Raw genomic sequence first — 17,144 nt, 5'->3', positions numbered from 1 at the left:
TCTAATCTCTAAAATCTAACTTCTAATTAGATTCTTCTGATATCCGCGCCAATCGCTCTTAATCTCTCATCGATATTCTCGTACCCGCGGTCGATTTGCTCAATATTTTGAATGACTGATTTTCCTTCTGCAGAAAGCGCGGCAATCAATAATGCGTTACCAGCTCTGATATCTGGCGAAACCATTGTAGTTCCACGCAAAGGTGTTTCCTGGTTCATTCCGATAACTGTTGCTCTGTGCGGATCGCAAAGAATGATTTGTGCGCCCATATCAATCAGTTTATCAACGAAGAATAATCTGCTTTCGAACATTTTTTGATGAATCAAGACTGAACCTTTTGCCTGAGTTGCCACAACCAAAATAATGGATAACAAATCTGGGGTAAATCCTGGCCAAGGCGCATCCGAAACAGTTAAAATAGAACCATCGATGAATTTCTGTACTTTATAATTTTCCTGAGAAGGGATATAAATATCATCACCTCTCTGTTCCAATTCTATTCCTAATTTTCTGAAAGTATTTGGAATAACTCCTAACTGATTCCAATTCACATTTTTGATGGTAATCTCAGATTTTGTCATTGCTGCCAAACCAATCCAAGAACCGATTTCCACCATATCCGGAAGCATTGTGTGTTCTGTTCCGTGCAGTTTGTCAACCCCTTCGATAGTGATTAGGTTAGAACCAATTCCTGTGATGTTGGCACCCATTCTGTTCAGCATTTTACACAATTGCTGAAGATACGGTTCGCAAGCAGCATTGTAGATTCTGGTCTTCCCTTTTGCCAAAACTGCAGCCATTACGATGTTCGCAGTTCCAGTTACAGAAGCTTCTTCCAACAGGATGAATTTCCCAATCAATTCTTTGGCTCTCAAAGAGTAGAACGCTTCTTCTTCGTCATAAGAAAATTCAGCACCCAATTCTACGAAACCTTGGAAGTGTGTATCCAGACGTCTTCTTCCGATTTTGTCTCCACCTGGTGTAGGCAAATAAGCTTCACCGAATCTCGCCAACATTGGACCCAAAATCATTACAGAACCTCTTAGCTTAGCACCATCTTTTTTGAATTCCTTAGATTTAATATAATCGAAGTTAACTTCATCTGCTTTGAAGGTGTAATCGCCTTTGCCGTTTTTAGTCACTTTGACGTTGAAGTCCTGAAGAATCTCAATCAGCTTATTGACATCTTTGATGTCTGGGATATTATCAATTCTTACCTCATCTTCAGTCAGCAACACTGCACAAAGAATTTGCAAAGCTTCATTTTTTGCTCCTTGAGGCGTGATCTCTCCGCTCAATTTCTTTCCTCCTCTTATCTCGAAAGCACCGTCCATTATCTTCTTTTATTTTTATGGTTTTGGAAATTGTTTTTCCTATTATTGTTATTGTGGTTTTGATTTCTGTTGCTGTTTCTATTATTGTTGTTCCTGTTGGTCGCATAATAGATTTTACTTTTGTCCAGAGAATCCAAACCGGTAAGGTCTAGTCTGTTTTTGGAAAGTTCCTTCAGGTGACGGAAGATCACATCATCCTGCACGTGCTCTTTGTTGTACACGTTGTAGGACTTCTTCATATTATTAGCAATCACTTGGATCAGGGCATCTTTCTCATCGCCTTCTTCTAATGCAATCGCAGTTTCGATTAACTGAAGAATACTTTTTCCGTAGAATTTGTAATCATTTTCCAAAGATGGATAATCCATTTTCCTTGGTTTTGTGATTAGTTCTTCTGCGGTTAATATTGGGTAAGGAGAATCTACATCCAGGTTATGATCTGCTAAGATGAAAAGATGATCCCAGAGTTTATGTTTGTAGTTTTCTTCGTCGCGAAGGTGTGGGTTTCTTTGTCCCATGAACTCGATGATTGCAAGCGCCATTTCATTTCTTTCTTCCTTGGTCTGAAGCGTTTTGCAATGCTCTACGAGCTGTTGTATGTTGCGCCCATATTCGGGCATTAGTAGTTGTGGTCTGTCGGTATTATATTCCATAATATTGCAAATATAAAAATAAACTTATAATGTTTTGAGAAGATATTTCTCCGAATTTTTACAGCAGTAGATTTACAGGGGATTGTGGGTCTCAAAACCTTAGCAATCGTAGATTATAACTCTTCCAAAATAGAATCATAATCTGAGCCAATTTTTTTCTTGAGTCGTTGTTTGGCTTTTTTAACAGCATCTACAGTAACACCAAGCAGCGATGAAACATCCTGATTGGACAATCCCAATTTTGAAAGAAGAATTATTCTAAGGTTGGATTCTGTAAAATCCGGAAAATCCGAAATCAATTGATTGTAGAAATCCTTTTGCTCATTTTGGAATGCGCTCTTGAATTTTTGCCAGTTGTCATTCGTCATCAAGTGTGAGTCCAAAAGTGTCTGAAGCTTTTGTTCCCTCTTTTCCAGAATAGAGAAGGAAGACTGCGTTTTGGCGATTGATATTTCTTTGTTGAGGTTTTCTATCTGCATGTTTTTTTCTGTAAGGTAGGTGTTCAGAGACTCCAGAGTAATATGAGCATTATCCAGTTTTTGTTCTGATTCTACTTTATCCAACTGCAACTGTAGAACCTTTTTTTCGTATTCATTTTTTCTGTTTTTCTCCTGTTTTTTATTGATGAAAACAATCAGGACTAATAATAACAAAAGCAAAGTGGCAATCACGATGAAGGCTCTGGTTTTCAGTTGTTCCTTTTCATATTGGGCATTAGCAAGACTCAGTTTGCTCGCATACCGCTCTTTTTGAGCCAGGATATTATTTCGGTCCAGATTTTTTTGGCTGTCCAGATGGGCTAAGGAGTCTTCCAAAACATCCAATCTTCTCCTGGCAGATAATTCTTGAGGGACGTTCTTTTCTCGAATGGCAATTTTAAGATTCAGTTCCTGAATTTCCTTTTCGAATTTCATATAATAAAACTTCGATCGGGCATAATTAATCGCCTCATTAAGATAGGCTTTGGCTTCTGCAATTTGGTTGTTATCAAATAAGACTTTGCTCAGCTCTATGTGGGCAAACATCGTATTCTTAGCTGCTTTGGCTTGTTTAGAAAATTTTAAATCATCCTTATAATATTGTATAGCAGCAGCGTAGTTTTTTTGCTGGTGGTTTAGTCGTCCGTAATTTCCCAAAGCTTTGGCATAGCGCTCGTAATCTTTGATTTTAAGGGAAATATCCAAAGTCTCACGGAGGTACTTTTCTGCGGCAGAAAACTGATTGATAGTGATCAGGTAATAAGCGATATTATCTTTTATAGAAGCCAATTCTCGGGAATTGGGCTGGGCATATTTCTCTGCATTTTTAAGATAGCTGATGGCTTCTTTGGTATCGCCGATTGTTCCGAAAAAGTATCCCAGATTTTTATAACATAAGCTAGGGAAAATCAGTTGGGAGGTCGCGGTTTTATTTATTTTTTGATCCACATCCATATAGATTTGGAGCGCTTCCGTTATTTTGGAGTAATCATAAAGATAGAAGGCGTAGTTAACCAGTGCCCAAACTTCTAATCCAGGATGTTGGCTAGCTTTGGCAGTTTCTATGGATTTTTTATAGTAATGGTCACTTTGAAGATTAACTTTATCAATGGCTTTGGACAGCCCGTTGGCAAGCAGGTTATAATAAACAGACTGCAGTTTTTTGTCAGAAGAATGCAGTAGTGGCGCTAGATACGACTTGAGTCTCAGTGTATCTTTCCCAAAATCTCTATACTGAAGAATGATTTTTTCTATCTTTTTGTTGCTTTTCAGACTATTGTCGATAGTGATAGTTTGGGAAAAGACCGAAACCCAAGACAACATAACAAAGCATAAACAATAGAGAAGCTTCAATAGATTTAATTTTCTATTGCAAATAAGAGAAAAATAATTGATAAATCTATAATAATAGTCAGTTATTATTGAGAAATTAAAATTAATAATTGAAACAATTCTTTTGATGTGTTATATTTACATTTTATCCGTTATTTTTATTGTTTAATTCCATTATTTTGGAAGATAGGAGGACGCTGCTGTATGGCTTTTGTTTTCTTTATCAGGTTTAGTAAAATTCATTTTACAAATGCCTATCACGAAAATAAGTTGGTCTGGTGGCAGAGTTTCCTTGGTCCATATTGTTGCAGGAGAGTCTATGCGGGTGGATATTTTTATAGTAAATTCAGAGCAGACCTGTACAGACGGGTAGGAACGGAAGTCCAACAACCACCACTCAGCCTCATAGCGGACTCACGCCCACACAGTTTATCAAAGTAGGACATGGTTTCATTGTTCAGGTCAGAGACAAAATCTATGAACATTTCAAGAATGATGGCGATGATGAGATTATTACAGAAGAGCAACAGAGTAACGCCTCAGTTCCCGGTGCTCCCGGCGAACCAGTACCAATAGATGATAAAATTATCATCCTCTTCTTCACAGCTATTACCCTGTTAATCTTCTTCAAAAAACAACTATACAAATTAAATATTACTAACCATAAGAACTAACTTTAACCAAAAAGCCATCTCATTTTTGAGATGGCTTGATTATTTTTCTATAAACTTTTTCCGTTGTTCCACATTGGGTAAGAAGCATTGGTTTTCTGCTAATTTCTTTCTGTTTCGCGAAACCAAATTATAAAACTGATTGCCTATAAAATCTGGCAGAATCTTTCCAACATTTGATAAGGAATAAACACCACCCAACTCGCTCGCAATCCTTAAAATCGCCTGATATTTGGACAAATAAAAACTCTCGGGTTTCCAAAGATAAAGTGTATCAAAAACTTCATTAGGAAGATTTCTCTCATTCAAAAACTTTTGTCCGAATTCAGATTGCAATGATGAAAACAGGAACTTATCTTTTTTGTCTCTTTCCAAAATCCATTGTACCCAATGGTTGCAAAAACCACATTCTCCATCATAAAAAACAATGAATTTATCTTTCAAACTAACGGAAACTTCTGGCGTCATAATGTATTGGCTTGCTGTATTTGTTTCTGAACCATTCTAAAATAATCAACAAGTTGTTTCCGTTGTTCATCAGATAATTTGGCATCAGAATGACCAAGAGTATAACTTTCCAAAGGCATCTTTTTCTGCTCAACATATTCCGCCGCTTCTTCCAGTTTGTGTGCTTGTCGTTTCGGTTCGTACGTTGCAAATGTAGAGAAATTTAGTTCTTTTCTACCTTCGTCAATATGATTTTTCAACAGCCAAGCAACAGGCTGGATATTACTGTAAAAAGGGTACTTGGTTTCGTTAGAATGGCAGTCGTAGCAAGAGTTTTTGATCAGTTTTGCAATCGGTTCTGGCGTGTTTTTAATTTTCAGAAAATCCATTCCTTCATTTGTCGTTGGATTGGTTTTGTCTATCGGAAAAAATTGAATGATAATAAATACCACAAGTAATCCAATTAATATTTTTTTCATAGTTCAGATTTTCAGATACAATTGCAAAAAGCTTTCCAATTTTTGGAGCTTAATCCCGCTATCCGCTATATCTTTTTCTTTTTTTGCAAAAAAAGAAAAAGGATGCCGCTACTATCGGGGCTAGTGAGCACTTCGGTATTTACGATTCACAATCAACTATCAACTATCAATCAAAAAACGTATATTTGCAAAAATTTTGGGCTTCGAAAGTCGAAGTAACCCATTCTTAATCAAGTCTTATGCTCATTAATCTAAATTTGAGCTGAGACCAAGAAACAAATTTTATGAGCAATATTGTCGCTATTGTTGGGCGTCCCAATGTTGGAAAATCCACATTATTTAACAGATTATTAGAGAGGAGAGAAGCTATTGTAGATTCTACGGCTGGTGTTACACGTGACCGTCATTACGGAAAATCCGACTGGAACGGTGTAGATTTTACAGTTATCGATACAGGTGGTTATGATGTAGGGACTGAGGATGTCTTCGAGATGGAAATTCGTAAACAAGTTCAATTGGCTGTAGACGAAGCAACTTCCATCGTTTTTATGGTAAACGTAGAAGAAGGTCTTACCGATACAGACGAGGAAATTTATCAATTACTAAGAAAAGCCAATAAGCCTTTATATTTAGTTGTAAACAAAGTAGATTCTTCAAAAGAAGAATTACCTGCAACTGAGTTCTACCAATTGGGCGTTGAAAAATATTACACATTATCTTCTGCAACCGGTTCTGGAACCGGAGAATTGTTGGATGACGTTGTGAACGATTTCCCAAATACAGAATACAAAGACCCTTTCGAAGGTTTGCCAAAAATTACCATCGCAGGTCGTCCAAACGTAGGGAAATCTACAATGACGAATGCTTTGCTGGATGTTGAAAGAAATATCGTAACAGACATCGCTGGGACTACGAGAGACAGCATCCAGACTTTATATAACAAATTCGGACATGAGTTTGTGTTGGTAGATACTGCTGGGATGAGAAGAAAATCTAAGGTAAACGAGGATTTGGAATTCTATTCCGTAATGCGTTCCATCCGTTCCATTGAGTTTTCTGATGTTGTAGTTCTAATGGTAGATGCAACTCTAGGTTGGGAATCTCAAGATATGAACATCTTCGGACTGGCACAGAAAAACAGAAAAGGAATCGTTATCGTTGTGAACAAATGGGATCTTGTGGAAAAAGATACCAATACGATGAGAGACTTCGAAGCTGCAATCAAAAATAAAATAGGACAGTTTACAGATATTCCAATTGTCTTCGTTTCTGCATTGACAAAACAAAGAATCTTGAAAGTAGTAGAAGTAGCGATGGAAGTCTATGAAGCAAGAGCAAAAAAAATCAAAACTTCTAAACTGAATGAAGTAATGCTTCCAGTTTTTGAAGCGATGCCGCCACCAGCTATTAAAGGAAAATATGTAAAAATCAAATATTGTGTGCAGTTGCCAACGCCATCGCCACAGTTTGTATTTTTCTGTAATCTTCCACAATATGTGAAAGAGCCTTACAAACGTTTTACGGAAAATCAACTGAGAAAACACTTTGGCTTTACAGGTGTTCCAATCGAAATTTACTTTAGACAAAAATAAAAACTCAACCCTTTCAGAATGATTTCTGAGAGGGTTTTTATTGCATTAATTTCTTAAATTTAAAAATACTAAAACAACATAAATGCTTACAATACTTTCAGATAACTTCTCGCTTGTCAATTCTTGGATTAATGATTTAAGAAATGTTGATGTCCAGCAAGATCGAATGAAATTCCGTAGAAATATGGAAAGAATCGGAGAAATTGCGGCTTTCGAAATCAGCAAAACTTTAGACCAAAAAGAAATCGAGATTACTACGCCTCTTGATACAATCAAAGTTAGAGAAATAGAAACCCAGCCTGTTATTACTACTATTCTAAGAGCTGGAGTTCCATTATTCCAAGGGATTCTTAATTATTTTGATAAAGCAGATTGCGGATTTGTTGCAGCTTACCGTAAGCACGATGCAAACGACTATTTCTCAATTAAACAAGATTATTTGACTTGTCCGAAATTAGATGGTCGTCCACTAATAGTTGCTGATCCAATGTTGGCAACTGGCGCATCACTTATTGAAGCAATTAAAGATTTGTTGACCAATGGAAAACCAACTTCAATTCATATTGTGGCGTCAATTGCAAGCAGGCAAGGAGTGGAAACAATAGAAAAAGCTTATCCTGATGCGAAAATCTGGATTGGTGCTTTGGATGAAAATCTTACCTCAAAAGGTTACATCACGCCAGGTTTGGGCGATGCAGGAGATTTGTCGTACGGGGAAAAACTACAGAGATAATGGTTAATGGTCAATTATCAATTGTTAATATGATAATTAATCATTAATTATCAACAATTAATCAGACGTCCATCGCCATTACAAGAATACTGATTTTTACATTCTTGGAATTATTGAGAATTTCCCACGCGATATTCGATATTGTGTTTCCGGTTGTGTAAACGTCATCAATTAAAAGAATATGCTTACCATTGATATTTTGCGTCAATTGGTAAGCATTTTTTGTTTTCAGTCTTTCGTTTTGATCTTTCTTTGCCTGAGCTCTTGAGTGTTTGATTCTTTTTAATAAAGTATGATTAACCGGAATGTTATAATGCTTCGATAATTCATTTCCGAAAAGATGAAGCTGATTATAACCGCGTTGTTTTAATTTTTTATAGTGGAGCGGAACTGTGACTAATAAATCAGGTTTGCTGTTGCTGAAATCAACCCTTTCAGTAATCCATTTGGCTAAGACTTTTCCGATTTTTTCTCTGTGATTATATTTGAGTTGATGAATAATTCTCTGCGCCAGACTTTCTTTTTCATAAAACAATAGCGAATAAGCGTTTTCAATAGGAATCTGCAACATAGCTTTGTCCATCAAAGAATTATTTTCAAAGTAATTATGGTTGGAGAAATTGACTTTATCTTGACATATTTCGCAAACGATTTCCCTTTTGTCAATCAACTGATTGCAATCCAGACAACGATTTGGGAAAAGAAAGTCAAAAATCATTGTCCTAAATTAATGATTTTCTGATTTTCTCAACCGATTTTTTCATATCAAGATTAAACTGCTCTTTTTCTAATCTTATCGGAGGAGCTTGCCGCACATCACAATTCTGAATACTGCAGCTTTCACAAGTCACACCAACTTCAATGGTTTTTAAAGAAGAAGATTTGGCAAAATTCAACTTTTTAATCGTTTGATTATTCAGTAAAATTCCCAAACAATAACTTCTGTTACTTCCGTCGGAAAAAGGATTTTTTTGTGAAGTAGAAATTACTAGATAGCTCACGCCTTGGTCTTTGTAATGCGAGATTTGAGCATCTGTCAAAGTTTCATTTTCTTTGAGATGATGAAGGTTTTTTACAGCAATCCATCGCCTGCAGTAATGTTCATTGGTTGCGTTAGAATGTGGTGCTTGCTGATGATTAAGATGCAATTCTTTCAAAATTTGAATTTTATCCGAATCATCTTTTTTCACAAAACACAAATAAAACAAATCTCTGATTCCGAATTCCGATGTTAAAACGTTGGTTAAGCGATAATAAAATGTTTCCGGCGAATCTGTAAAATGATTGATTAATGATTCAAAATCCTGAGATTCCCATTGTTTTTGGTCAAAGAAATCTGAGGTTTTTTCAATCAATTCTTTTTTAGAAATCAAGAAACAACCTGCAAAATAGGAAGCATAAAAATTATTGAGAATTTCCTCAAAACTTCCGAAATCCAACCAAGAATAAGTATTAGGTCTTGGATTCAGTTTTAAAACATTGAAACCTATTTCTTTTGCCAGAATGAAAGTTTTTTGATTAATATCCAATCGCTCATTCAAAAGCAATAATTTCTTCTCCGGAATATATAATGAACGAAGTTTGTTCAAAGCATAATCCTCCGAAAAATCTTTTGACTGAATATGATAACCGAATTTCTCTTTCAATAAATCTTCAAGAATTTCTGTTTTGAGATTTTTATTAAGTTCCAGTTGATTCTCATTCGCAAACTGAATCGCTTTTTCCTCAACTTCCGGAAAATAATTGTCATACAATTCCTGAAAGGAACGCATCACAGCAAAATAAAATCGCTCTTTTCCCAAGTTGTAATTCTGGGAAATTTCAATTAACGCATTGATAAAAGCCGTTACTTTTTTCGGCGCATCGCTAATGATACTGATGAGGTTGTTCTTGTTAATCCCAAACAAATCCAGCGGAACTTCTTTGAAAAAATCTGACTGCAAAACATCATTGATTGGTGTCAGGCTTTTATCCAATTTAGTTGAAACCAAATCATCAAAAGTACAATGCAAAGCTTCTGAAAGCTGAATGATTTTGTCGTGTTTCGGATACTTTTTTCCATTTTCTATTTCGTTAAGATAGGATTTGGAAAGTCCGGTTTTGGTTGCAAGTTCTTGCAGGGACCAATTTTTTTTCTGTCTCTGTTGTTTTAGTTTTAGTCCAAAAACCACGCGTATATAGTCGCTCTCTGCAATCATAGAATCAAAGATAAATATTAAAGCGATTATCCGCATAATAATTTTTGAAAAAAAATAGCGAACGTTCGCTAATTGTGAAAATCTTTTTTATATATTTGTCAAACCAAATCACAAATTATTTTAATTATGGAAACAATGAGCCACTTAAAAATTTCCCCAGATACCAAGTTTCAAGAGGTTTTTACGGATGAATTGATTGATTTTTTAATCAAACTTCACAGGAATTTTAATCATACTAGAATTGAATTATTAGAAGAAAGAAAAAAGACACAATTGAGATTTGATTCAGGAGAATTGCCTTCTTTTCCATCAGAAACAATTCATATCCGAAATGGAGAGTGGACTTGTTCAGAAACTCCAAAAGATTTGCTGGATAGAAGAGTGGAAATCACTGGTCCGGTTGATAGAAAAATGATTATCAATGCGCTTAATTCTGGAGCTAATACTTTTATGGCAGACTTTGAAGACAGTAATTCTCCGACTTGGGAAAACTGTATTCAAGGGCAGATTAATTTAACGGACGCTATTAATAGAAACATTGATTTTACTAATGAACAAGGCAAATCTTACAAGCTGAATGATGAAATTGCAACATTGATTGTTCGTCCCAGAGGTTTACATTTATCCGAAAAAAATATTGAAATAGAAGGTGAAAACACATCGGGTTCTTTGATGGATTTCGGAATTTACTTTTTCAGAAATGCTAAAACTTTGATTGAAAAAGGAACCGCGCCTTATTTCTATCTTCCAAAATTAGAACATTATAAAGAAGCCCGTTGGTGGAACGATGTTTTCATTTTTGCTCAGAATTATCTGGAAATTCCACAAGGAACAATCAAAGCGACTGTTTTGATTGAAACCATTACGGCTTCTTTTCAGTTGGACGAGATTCTTTTCGAACTGAAAAATCATAGTTCCGGACTCAATTGTGGACGTTGGGATTATATATTTTCTTATATCAAGAAATTCAGAAATCAAGCTCAGTTTTTAGTTCCTGACAGGGATCAAGTGACGATGACTTCGCCTTTTATGAGTGCTTATTCCAAAAGAGTGATTGAAGTTTGTCACAAAAGAAATGTCCACGCAATGGGTGGAATGGCAGCACAAATTCCTGTAAAAAATGATGATGAAGCTAATGAATTGGCTTTTGAAAAAGTTAGAAGCGATAAAGAAAGAGAGGTTCGAAATGGGCACGACGGAACTTGGGTAGCACATCCGGCTTTGGTTTCTGTAGCTAAGGAAATATTTGACCAATATATGCCGGAGAAAAATCAGATTGATAAAAAGTTTGACCATAAAATAAAAGAATCCGAATTGCTGGAAGTTCCTGCTGGTACAATCACTGAAAATGGCGTTAGAAAAAACATCAACGTCGGAATCCTCTACATCGAATCTTGGTTAATGGGCGTTGGAGCAGCAGCACTTTATAATCTGATGGAAGATGCGGCAACGGCGGAAATTTCCAGAACTCAGATTTGGCAGTGGCTGCATCACGAAGTTGTTCTGGACGATGAAAGAACTTTAACAAGAGAATTGGTTCTACAATGGGAAAAAGAAGAGCTTTCCAAAATCAAAAAATATGTTGGAGAAGAACGATTTACAAAAGGAAAATTCAATCTCGCAAAAGAGCTTTTCAATGAGTTGATATTCTGCGATAAGTTTGAGGAGTTTTTAACATTAAAAGCGTATCCATTTATATAGTTTTTGGATTTAAGAAATTTTGTTTTAGATGATATTTATCGCGAAGATTTTTAAAGTCTAAAGTTTCCAAAGTATAAATAAATTGATATTATGATGAAGTTAAATTTTTATAATTAGCTTTTTAAATCAACTAGTTGATTCTTTGGCTTCTTAAAAATTCTTAATTCTTAAAAAAAACTTTGCGGTAAAAAACTTTGGAATTTTAAAATCAAAATTTCTTATTTCTAAAAACTTAGTAACCTCAATTTAAAAATAAAATCACACCAAATCACTAAATATTATGCAAACAAAACAAGAACAAATCCAGGCTTTGGAAAAAGACTGGTTGACGAATCCGAGATGGATTGGCGTTACAAGACCTTATTCAGCAGAAGAAGTACTGAAACTGAGAGGTTCTTACAAATTAGATTACACTATTGCGACAGAAATGTCCCAAAAACTTTGGGATAAACTTAATAATCAAGATTGGGTTGCGGGACTAGGCGCTTTGACAGGAAATCAAGCGGTGCAGGAAGTAGATGCAGGATTGGAAGCTATTTATCTTTCCGGTTGGCAAGTTGCAGCAGATGCAAATCTTTCTGGCGAAATGTATCCTGATCAATCTCTTTATCCGGCAAACTCGGTTCCATCTGTGGTTAAGAAAATCAATAATGCGTTGCTGAGAGCAGACCAAATCCAATCTGTCAATGGAGGTGGGGAAAAAGAATATCTTGTTCCGATTGTTGCTGATGCAGAAGCCGGTTTCGGCGGAAATCTGAATGCTTTTGAATTGATGAAACAAATGATCGAAGCCGGTGCTGCAGGCGTTCATTTTGAAGACCAATTGTCTTCTGCTAAAAAATGTGGGCATCTCGGCGGAAAAGTTTTGGTTCCGACTCAGGAAGCGATTAATAAACTGATTGCGGCTAGATTAGCGGCGGATGTTTGTGGCGTTCCGTCTGTGATTGTTGCAAGAACTGATGCTGATGCGGCAGATTTACTGACTTCTGATATCGATGATAGAGATAAGAAATTTGTGACTGGAGAAAGAACTTCAGAAGGTTTTTATGTGGTGAATAATGGCGTGGAACAAGGGATTGACAGGGGTTTGTCTTATGCGCCTTACGCAGATTTGATTTGGATGGAAACTTCAAATCCGGATTTGGAATATGCAAGACGATTTGCAGAAGGAATTCATGCTAAGTTTCCAAACAAAATGCTGGCTTATAACTGTTCTCCGTCTTTTAACTGGGCTGCAAAATTGACGGTTGAAGAAATGGAAAACTTCCGTGAGGAGTTGGCGAAAATGGGATATAAATTCCAATTCATAACGTTGGCTGGCTTCCACGCGTTGAATACTGCGATGTTCGAATTAGCATTAGCTTACAAAGAAAGAGGAATGGCTGGTTATTCCGAATTGCAGGAAAGAGAATTTGCATTACAGAAGAAAGGTTTCCGTGCAGTGAAGCATCAAAGTTTTGTTGGAACAGGATATTTTGATGAGATTCAAACGATTGTTACCAGCGGAAAATCTGCAACTGTAGCGATGAAAGATTCTACAGAAACAGCACAGTTTCATTAAGGCTCATTAATCCATATTATAATTGTTGAATTTTCGAAATAGGTCAACAAAAAACCCTGATTTCAAAGAAGTCAGGGTTTTGAATTTTATAATTAATAATTCATCATTAATAATTAGTAAAGCAATTTGTAATATTCGTCCGCCATTCTATCACTTCCGAATTGGGTTTTCACATCATCCATTGCTGTATGAACGATTTTTCTCCATTCTTCTGGTTTTTCATAGTAAGTTGGGATGATTTGGTTTTCCAAAACATCATATAGATTGTTCAGGTCGAATTGATCCTGCTCTATCGTTGGCCAGTTGTTGTAATCTGCTTGTGGAACTACGAAAGCGTTTATTCCGTTTTTTGCAAACTCCGGAATCCAACCGTCATCTGTAGAAAGATTGACAGACCCATTCATAGAGGCCGTCATTCCACTGGTTCCAGAAGCTTCTCTTGGAACTCTTGGGTTGTTTAACCAGATGTCAGAACCTTGTTTTAGGGATTTACTTAAAGCTAATTCATAACCTGTAAGAACAGCCATATTTTTATAATTCTTGCTTTCTTCCACTAGGTGATTGAAGGTAGAAATTGCACCGTAATCCATTGGGTAAGGTTTTCCTGCCCAGATAATCTGCACCGGATGCTCTTTGTTTTCCAATAATCTTCTGAAACGCTCTTTGTCTGCCAATAGAAGATCTGCTCTCTTGTAACCTGCAAAACGTCTTGCCCAAACAATGGTTAATACTTTGGTGTCGAAGATTTTCCCTGTTTGGTCTGCTACAATTCTGAAAGCTCTTTTCTTAAGATAAGCTTTTCTGATATCAAATTCAGTAGAGTCATTATCTTCTTTATGCTGATAAAGTGCCTTATCGCCCCAATATCCAAATTCCTGAGCATTAGTAATTGATTTGATTTCACAAATCCCTGGATATTTGTTCCACATCTCTCGGGAAACGACACCGTGCAACTGAGAAACGCCATTCGCAATTCTAGCCATTCTCAAAGCACAAAGCGAGTGGTTGAAACGGTCATCATTCACGCCTTCGATTCTCTTAACTTCGTCGATGGTTAGGCCGCAGAAGTAAGACATATCGTGGCAAAGGTGGATATCGTGCTTCTCGTTTCCTGCTTCTTCTGGTGTGTGGGTTGTGAAGACTAATTTTTCTTTCACTTTGGAAAGATCACCACCGTATTTTCTCAATAGATAGAACGCTGCTGGCAAACCGTGTGCTTCGTTCAAGTGGTAAACATCTCTTTCAAGATTGATTTCGTCTAGTAACTTAGCGCCACCTTTTCCAAGAAGTATGTACTGTGCTACTTTAGTAGACTCATTGGCGTCGTATAGTTTGTGTGTGATAGTTTTTGAAAGGTGATCGTTTTCTGGAACGTCTGTACTCAAGAAAAACATTGGGCAGGTTTTGAAGGTTTCTGGATTAAGGTACCACACTTTTACCCAAACCGGAGCATTGTGGATCTCAATCTGAAATTTAATCCCTGTATCTTCTAAAAAACTGTACATTTTTTTGGTCCAGATCGGGTTTAGGGTTTGGTCCATATTTCGGCTTTGGTCGTAGTAACCATATTTCCAAAGAATCCCGATCCCTACAAAATCTTGCTTTAGGTTGTAAGCACTTTTCATGTGAGAGCCAGCTAGAAATCCTAAACCGCCGCTATAGATCTTCAAAGCTTGATCTATCGCAAATTCCATAGAGAAATAAGCTGTTTTTTTGGTGTAATCTGGATTGATGCTATAAGGCATCTTGAAGTTTTTAAAATCCATTAGTTTAATTTTTAAGGTCTTGTCTATATGGCTGCAAATATAACAAATTGTTTTGGGATGGGATGTAGTTAGCAGGTTGTAAGGTTGCGAGATGTAAGTTGTAGGGCTCTTGGTTTGCGGATTTTGGTGGGAATGCTCTTAGATTGGTGTCTTGAATCTCGTACTTCGCATTTTGCAATATTTTTATACGGGATTATAGGGACTATCTACGGGGTATGTACGGATTATCTACGGAGTATGTGTGTTTGTGTTGCGGGTTGATGGCTGCAGGTGGGTAGGATGCGGTTTTTAATGGGGGTTCATAAACCTATAGCTTGCAATTTTGTATCTCATAATATTAATTTTAATTCATATAAGTATTTTGTAATCAATAATTTATTAAATTTAGAAAGGTTTAATTTCTAAGACAATCAACATGATTTACAACGAAGACCTTGAAAAGAATTTGAACATCTGTGTTGCTTCCAAAAACGGAAGGACTGATGATTTGGTTAAATGGTATGATGCTATCAGTAAGGCTAATCTTTGTGAACGCGAAGAATATCAAAAAAAAACAGAATTGCTGCTACTGAACAGTTTGTTTGCTCATTATCCAGATATTGAAATCGAAAACCTGACTGGGGAGAGCCCGGATTTTATCATCAATTATAAAGGAAAGCAGATTGGGATAGAAGTTTCGGAGGTGATTAATCATTTGGAGCTTAAAAAAAAGGAGAGTTATATTAATCATATCTTTCGCACCGTAGAAAAACTGTTGACAGAGTATAAAAGTCTTTACGGCATCTATCATCTTAATATAGACTATACACAGGACGATTTTTACCAGCAACCTGAGCAATTAATCAAAGAAATCTCGTCTGCGATTACCAACAACAAAAAAACCAAACTCGTAAAACATATCAGAAGAACGCCCCATCAGAGAGGCGTTCTTTTGTTTTTAGAATATCGCTTTTCTTTGTTTGATGAGCTGCATTCGGACAAAATATTGGAAGTCATTGAAAAGAAAAATACCAAATATCCTCTGTACAACAGCAAAGCGAAAGAATGCTGGCTGGTACTAGTCTCCAATATGCACAACATCGCTTCCCGATACAGCTACATCCACGCTAAAGAAGAACTGAAAAAAGTCAAAAGTCCGTTTACAAAAATCCTGCATCTTGAGAATCTTTACAGCCAGATGATGGTTATCAAATAAACCTTTCTGTTTTTGTTAAAAATCTGATTTATTTTCCGCCGTTCATCGCTTCCGGCAGGATGTTTTTTTTGCTTCAATAGTTCTATGCGATGTTTCAACAGAAGTATTTCGTCATCTTTACTGGTATCCGTAGGTGTCGTTTTGTTAAAATGTGTTGGGAGCATGATGGTGATATCTGCAAAGAAATTATGCTTCAGCTCCTGGCTCAGTTTCCATTACTTTTTTAAGACTTTTATATACTAAAAAGAGAATAGTTATTACAGTTTGGATAATAGAAGTTCGGTTTAGAGACTAATGGAATCAGTTTGATGAAAATTAGATACAAAAAAGTGAATAAATGATACCATTAGCAAACCAGATGGTTTTTTTTGAAGGATTATAATCACGAGGTCAACTGTGGTTTTTGTTTTTTACATGCTTTTAATATGTAAATTTGATGTTGAAAAATACTTCGTTAATACCTAACATGTAAAACTGATGAAAAGAATTTTTTGCAGCAACCTGTTAAGGCCCGATTCTGTGGCATCCAATTGATCAAACAGTGTAATATCTGTCTGGATGTTGCCTGTGATCATACAAGGTGGGATGATGCTGGCACCATTCATAGTCATCTCTGTAATCACATCTTCGACAAAATTGTTATCGAAGCCAATGCTCTACCGCGCGTTGTTTATATAATAAAAGCATAAAACTCTGGTAACTTAAGAAAAAAAATGATTAAGGAGAATTCAAGTACAATTCAATTACAACTAGTCTAATAGTAGATATTAATTTAGAATATTACAGAAGAGCTGGAAAACATACTTTCCGGCTCTTCTTTTTTCTTTAATGTTACAATAAAGTGTAATTATCCCAAACTTGTTTCCTAATCAAGATTTTTAAGATCGTTTATTATGCAGATTTTTCGATCATTAATAATATTTCAGGCTAAGCTTATCATTGTTTAATAAATTAAACTCTTTACAAACCAGAGTTATAAGATAAAATTGGATAAATAAGTTTA

The 17,144-nt window shown here is 36.1% G+C and carries 13 protein-coding genes; 5 read left to right on the top strand and 8 right to left on the bottom strand.

The features are described 5' to 3' along the window. Positions 1-26: 26 nt before the first annotated feature. The 5 genes from murA to V7P73_RS06570 form a co-directional block, all read right to left on the bottom strand. Positions 27-1,334, bottom strand: a complete 1,308-nt coding sequence (gene murA / locus V7P73_RS06590; RefSeq protein ID WP_333852142.1) for a UDP-N-acetylglucosamine 1-carboxyvinyltransferase — start codon at positions 1,332-1,334, stop codon at positions 27-29. Continuing rightward, positions 1,334-1,987 carry a DUF4290 domain-containing protein gene (locus V7P73_RS06585; RefSeq protein ID WP_333852141.1) on the bottom strand — a complete coding sequence of 218 codons (654 nt, stop codon included), beginning with the start codon at positions 1,985-1,987 and terminating at the stop codon, positions 1,334-1,336. The genes murA and V7P73_RS06585 overlap by 1 nt, the downstream gene beginning before the upstream one ends. A 113-nt stretch (positions 1,988-2,100) precedes the next feature. Further along, positions 2,101-3,789, bottom strand: coding sequence for a tetratricopeptide repeat protein (locus tag V7P73_RS06580; protein WP_333852140.1), 1,689 nt, complete (start codon positions 3,787-3,789; stop codon positions 2,101-2,103). A gap of 722 nt (positions 3,790-4,511) precedes the next feature. Then, complete coding sequence (locus V7P73_RS06575) at positions 4,512-4,937, bottom strand: thiol-disulfide oxidoreductase DCC family protein (RefSeq protein ID WP_333852139.1); 426 nt, start codon at positions 4,935-4,937, stop codon at positions 4,512-4,514. Then, positions 4,934-5,395, bottom strand: coding sequence for a heme-binding domain-containing protein (locus V7P73_RS06570; protein WP_312763140.1), 462 nt, complete (start codon positions 5,393-5,395; stop codon positions 4,934-4,936). Before V7P73_RS06570 ends, V7P73_RS06575 begins: the two co-directional genes overlap by 4 nt. 284 nt (positions 5,396-5,679) lie before the next feature. On the opposite strand from V7P73_RS06570, the gene der reads away from it, so the two are divergent. Then, a complete protein-coding gene (gene der, locus V7P73_RS06565) occupies positions 5,680-6,987 on the top strand; it encodes a ribosome biogenesis GTPase Der (protein ID WP_333852138.1) in 1,308 nt (435 codons plus the stop codon). 82 nt (positions 6,988-7,069) lie between these two features. Continuing rightward, the gene (upp, locus tag V7P73_RS06560; RefSeq protein WP_333852137.1) at positions 7,070-7,720 is read left to right on the top strand and encodes a uracil phosphoribosyltransferase; all 651 of its coding nucleotides are present in this window, start codon (positions 7,070-7,072) and stop codon (positions 7,718-7,720) included. 61 nt (positions 7,721-7,781) lie between these two features. Here upp and V7P73_RS06555 read toward each other — a convergent pair whose 3' ends face one another. Both V7P73_RS06555 and V7P73_RS06550 read right to left on the bottom strand, forming a co-directional pair. After that, positions 7,782-8,438 carry a ComF family protein gene (locus tag V7P73_RS06555; protein WP_333852136.1) on the bottom strand — a complete coding sequence of 219 codons (657 nt, stop codon included), beginning with the start codon at positions 8,436-8,438 and terminating at the stop codon, positions 7,782-7,784. A 4-nt stretch (positions 8,439-8,442) separates the two neighbouring features. Further along, positions 8,443-9,954 (bottom strand): helix-turn-helix domain-containing protein, encoded by a 1,512-nt coding sequence (locus V7P73_RS06550; protein WP_333852135.1) that lies wholly within the window; start codon positions 9,952-9,954, stop codon positions 8,443-8,445. A gap of 90 nt (positions 9,955-10,044) precedes the next feature. On the opposite strand from V7P73_RS06550, the gene aceB reads away from it, so the two are divergent. Both aceB and aceA read left to right on the top strand, forming a co-directional pair. Beyond that, positions 10,045-11,619, top strand: coding sequence for a malate synthase A (gene aceB / locus V7P73_RS06545; RefSeq protein ID WP_333852134.1), 1,575 nt, complete (start codon positions 10,045-10,047; stop codon positions 11,617-11,619). 280 nt (positions 11,620-11,899) lie between these two features. Further along, on the top strand, positions 11,900-13,180 hold the full coding sequence (gene aceA, locus V7P73_RS06540) for an isocitrate lyase (RefSeq protein ID WP_333852133.1): 1,281 nt from the start codon (positions 11,900-11,902) through the stop codon (positions 13,178-13,180). A gap of 113 nt (positions 13,181-13,293) precedes the next feature. On the opposite strand, the gene glgP is transcribed toward aceA, so the two are convergent. Continuing rightward, on the bottom strand, positions 13,294-14,946 hold the full coding sequence (gene glgP, locus V7P73_RS06535; protein ID WP_333852132.1) for an alpha-glucan family phosphorylase: 1,653 nt from the start codon (positions 14,944-14,946) through the stop codon (positions 13,294-13,296). Positions 14,947-15,361: 415 nt separating this feature from the next. Here glgP and V7P73_RS06530 point away from each other — a divergent pair, with 415 nt between their 5' ends. Next, on the top strand, positions 15,362-16,141 hold the full coding sequence (locus V7P73_RS06530; protein WP_333852131.1) for a hypothetical protein: 780 nt from the start codon (positions 15,362-15,364) through the stop codon (positions 16,139-16,141). The last annotated feature ends 1,003 nt before the right edge of the window (positions 16,142-17,144 follow it).

The organism is Epilithonimonas sp., assembly GCF_036780765.1.
GTDB lineage: Bacteria > Bacteroidota > Bacteroidia > Flavobacteriales > Weeksellaceae > Epilithonimonas.
Note: the sequence above shows the minus strand (reverse complement) of the source record. Positions and strands in the feature narration are given on the sequence as shown.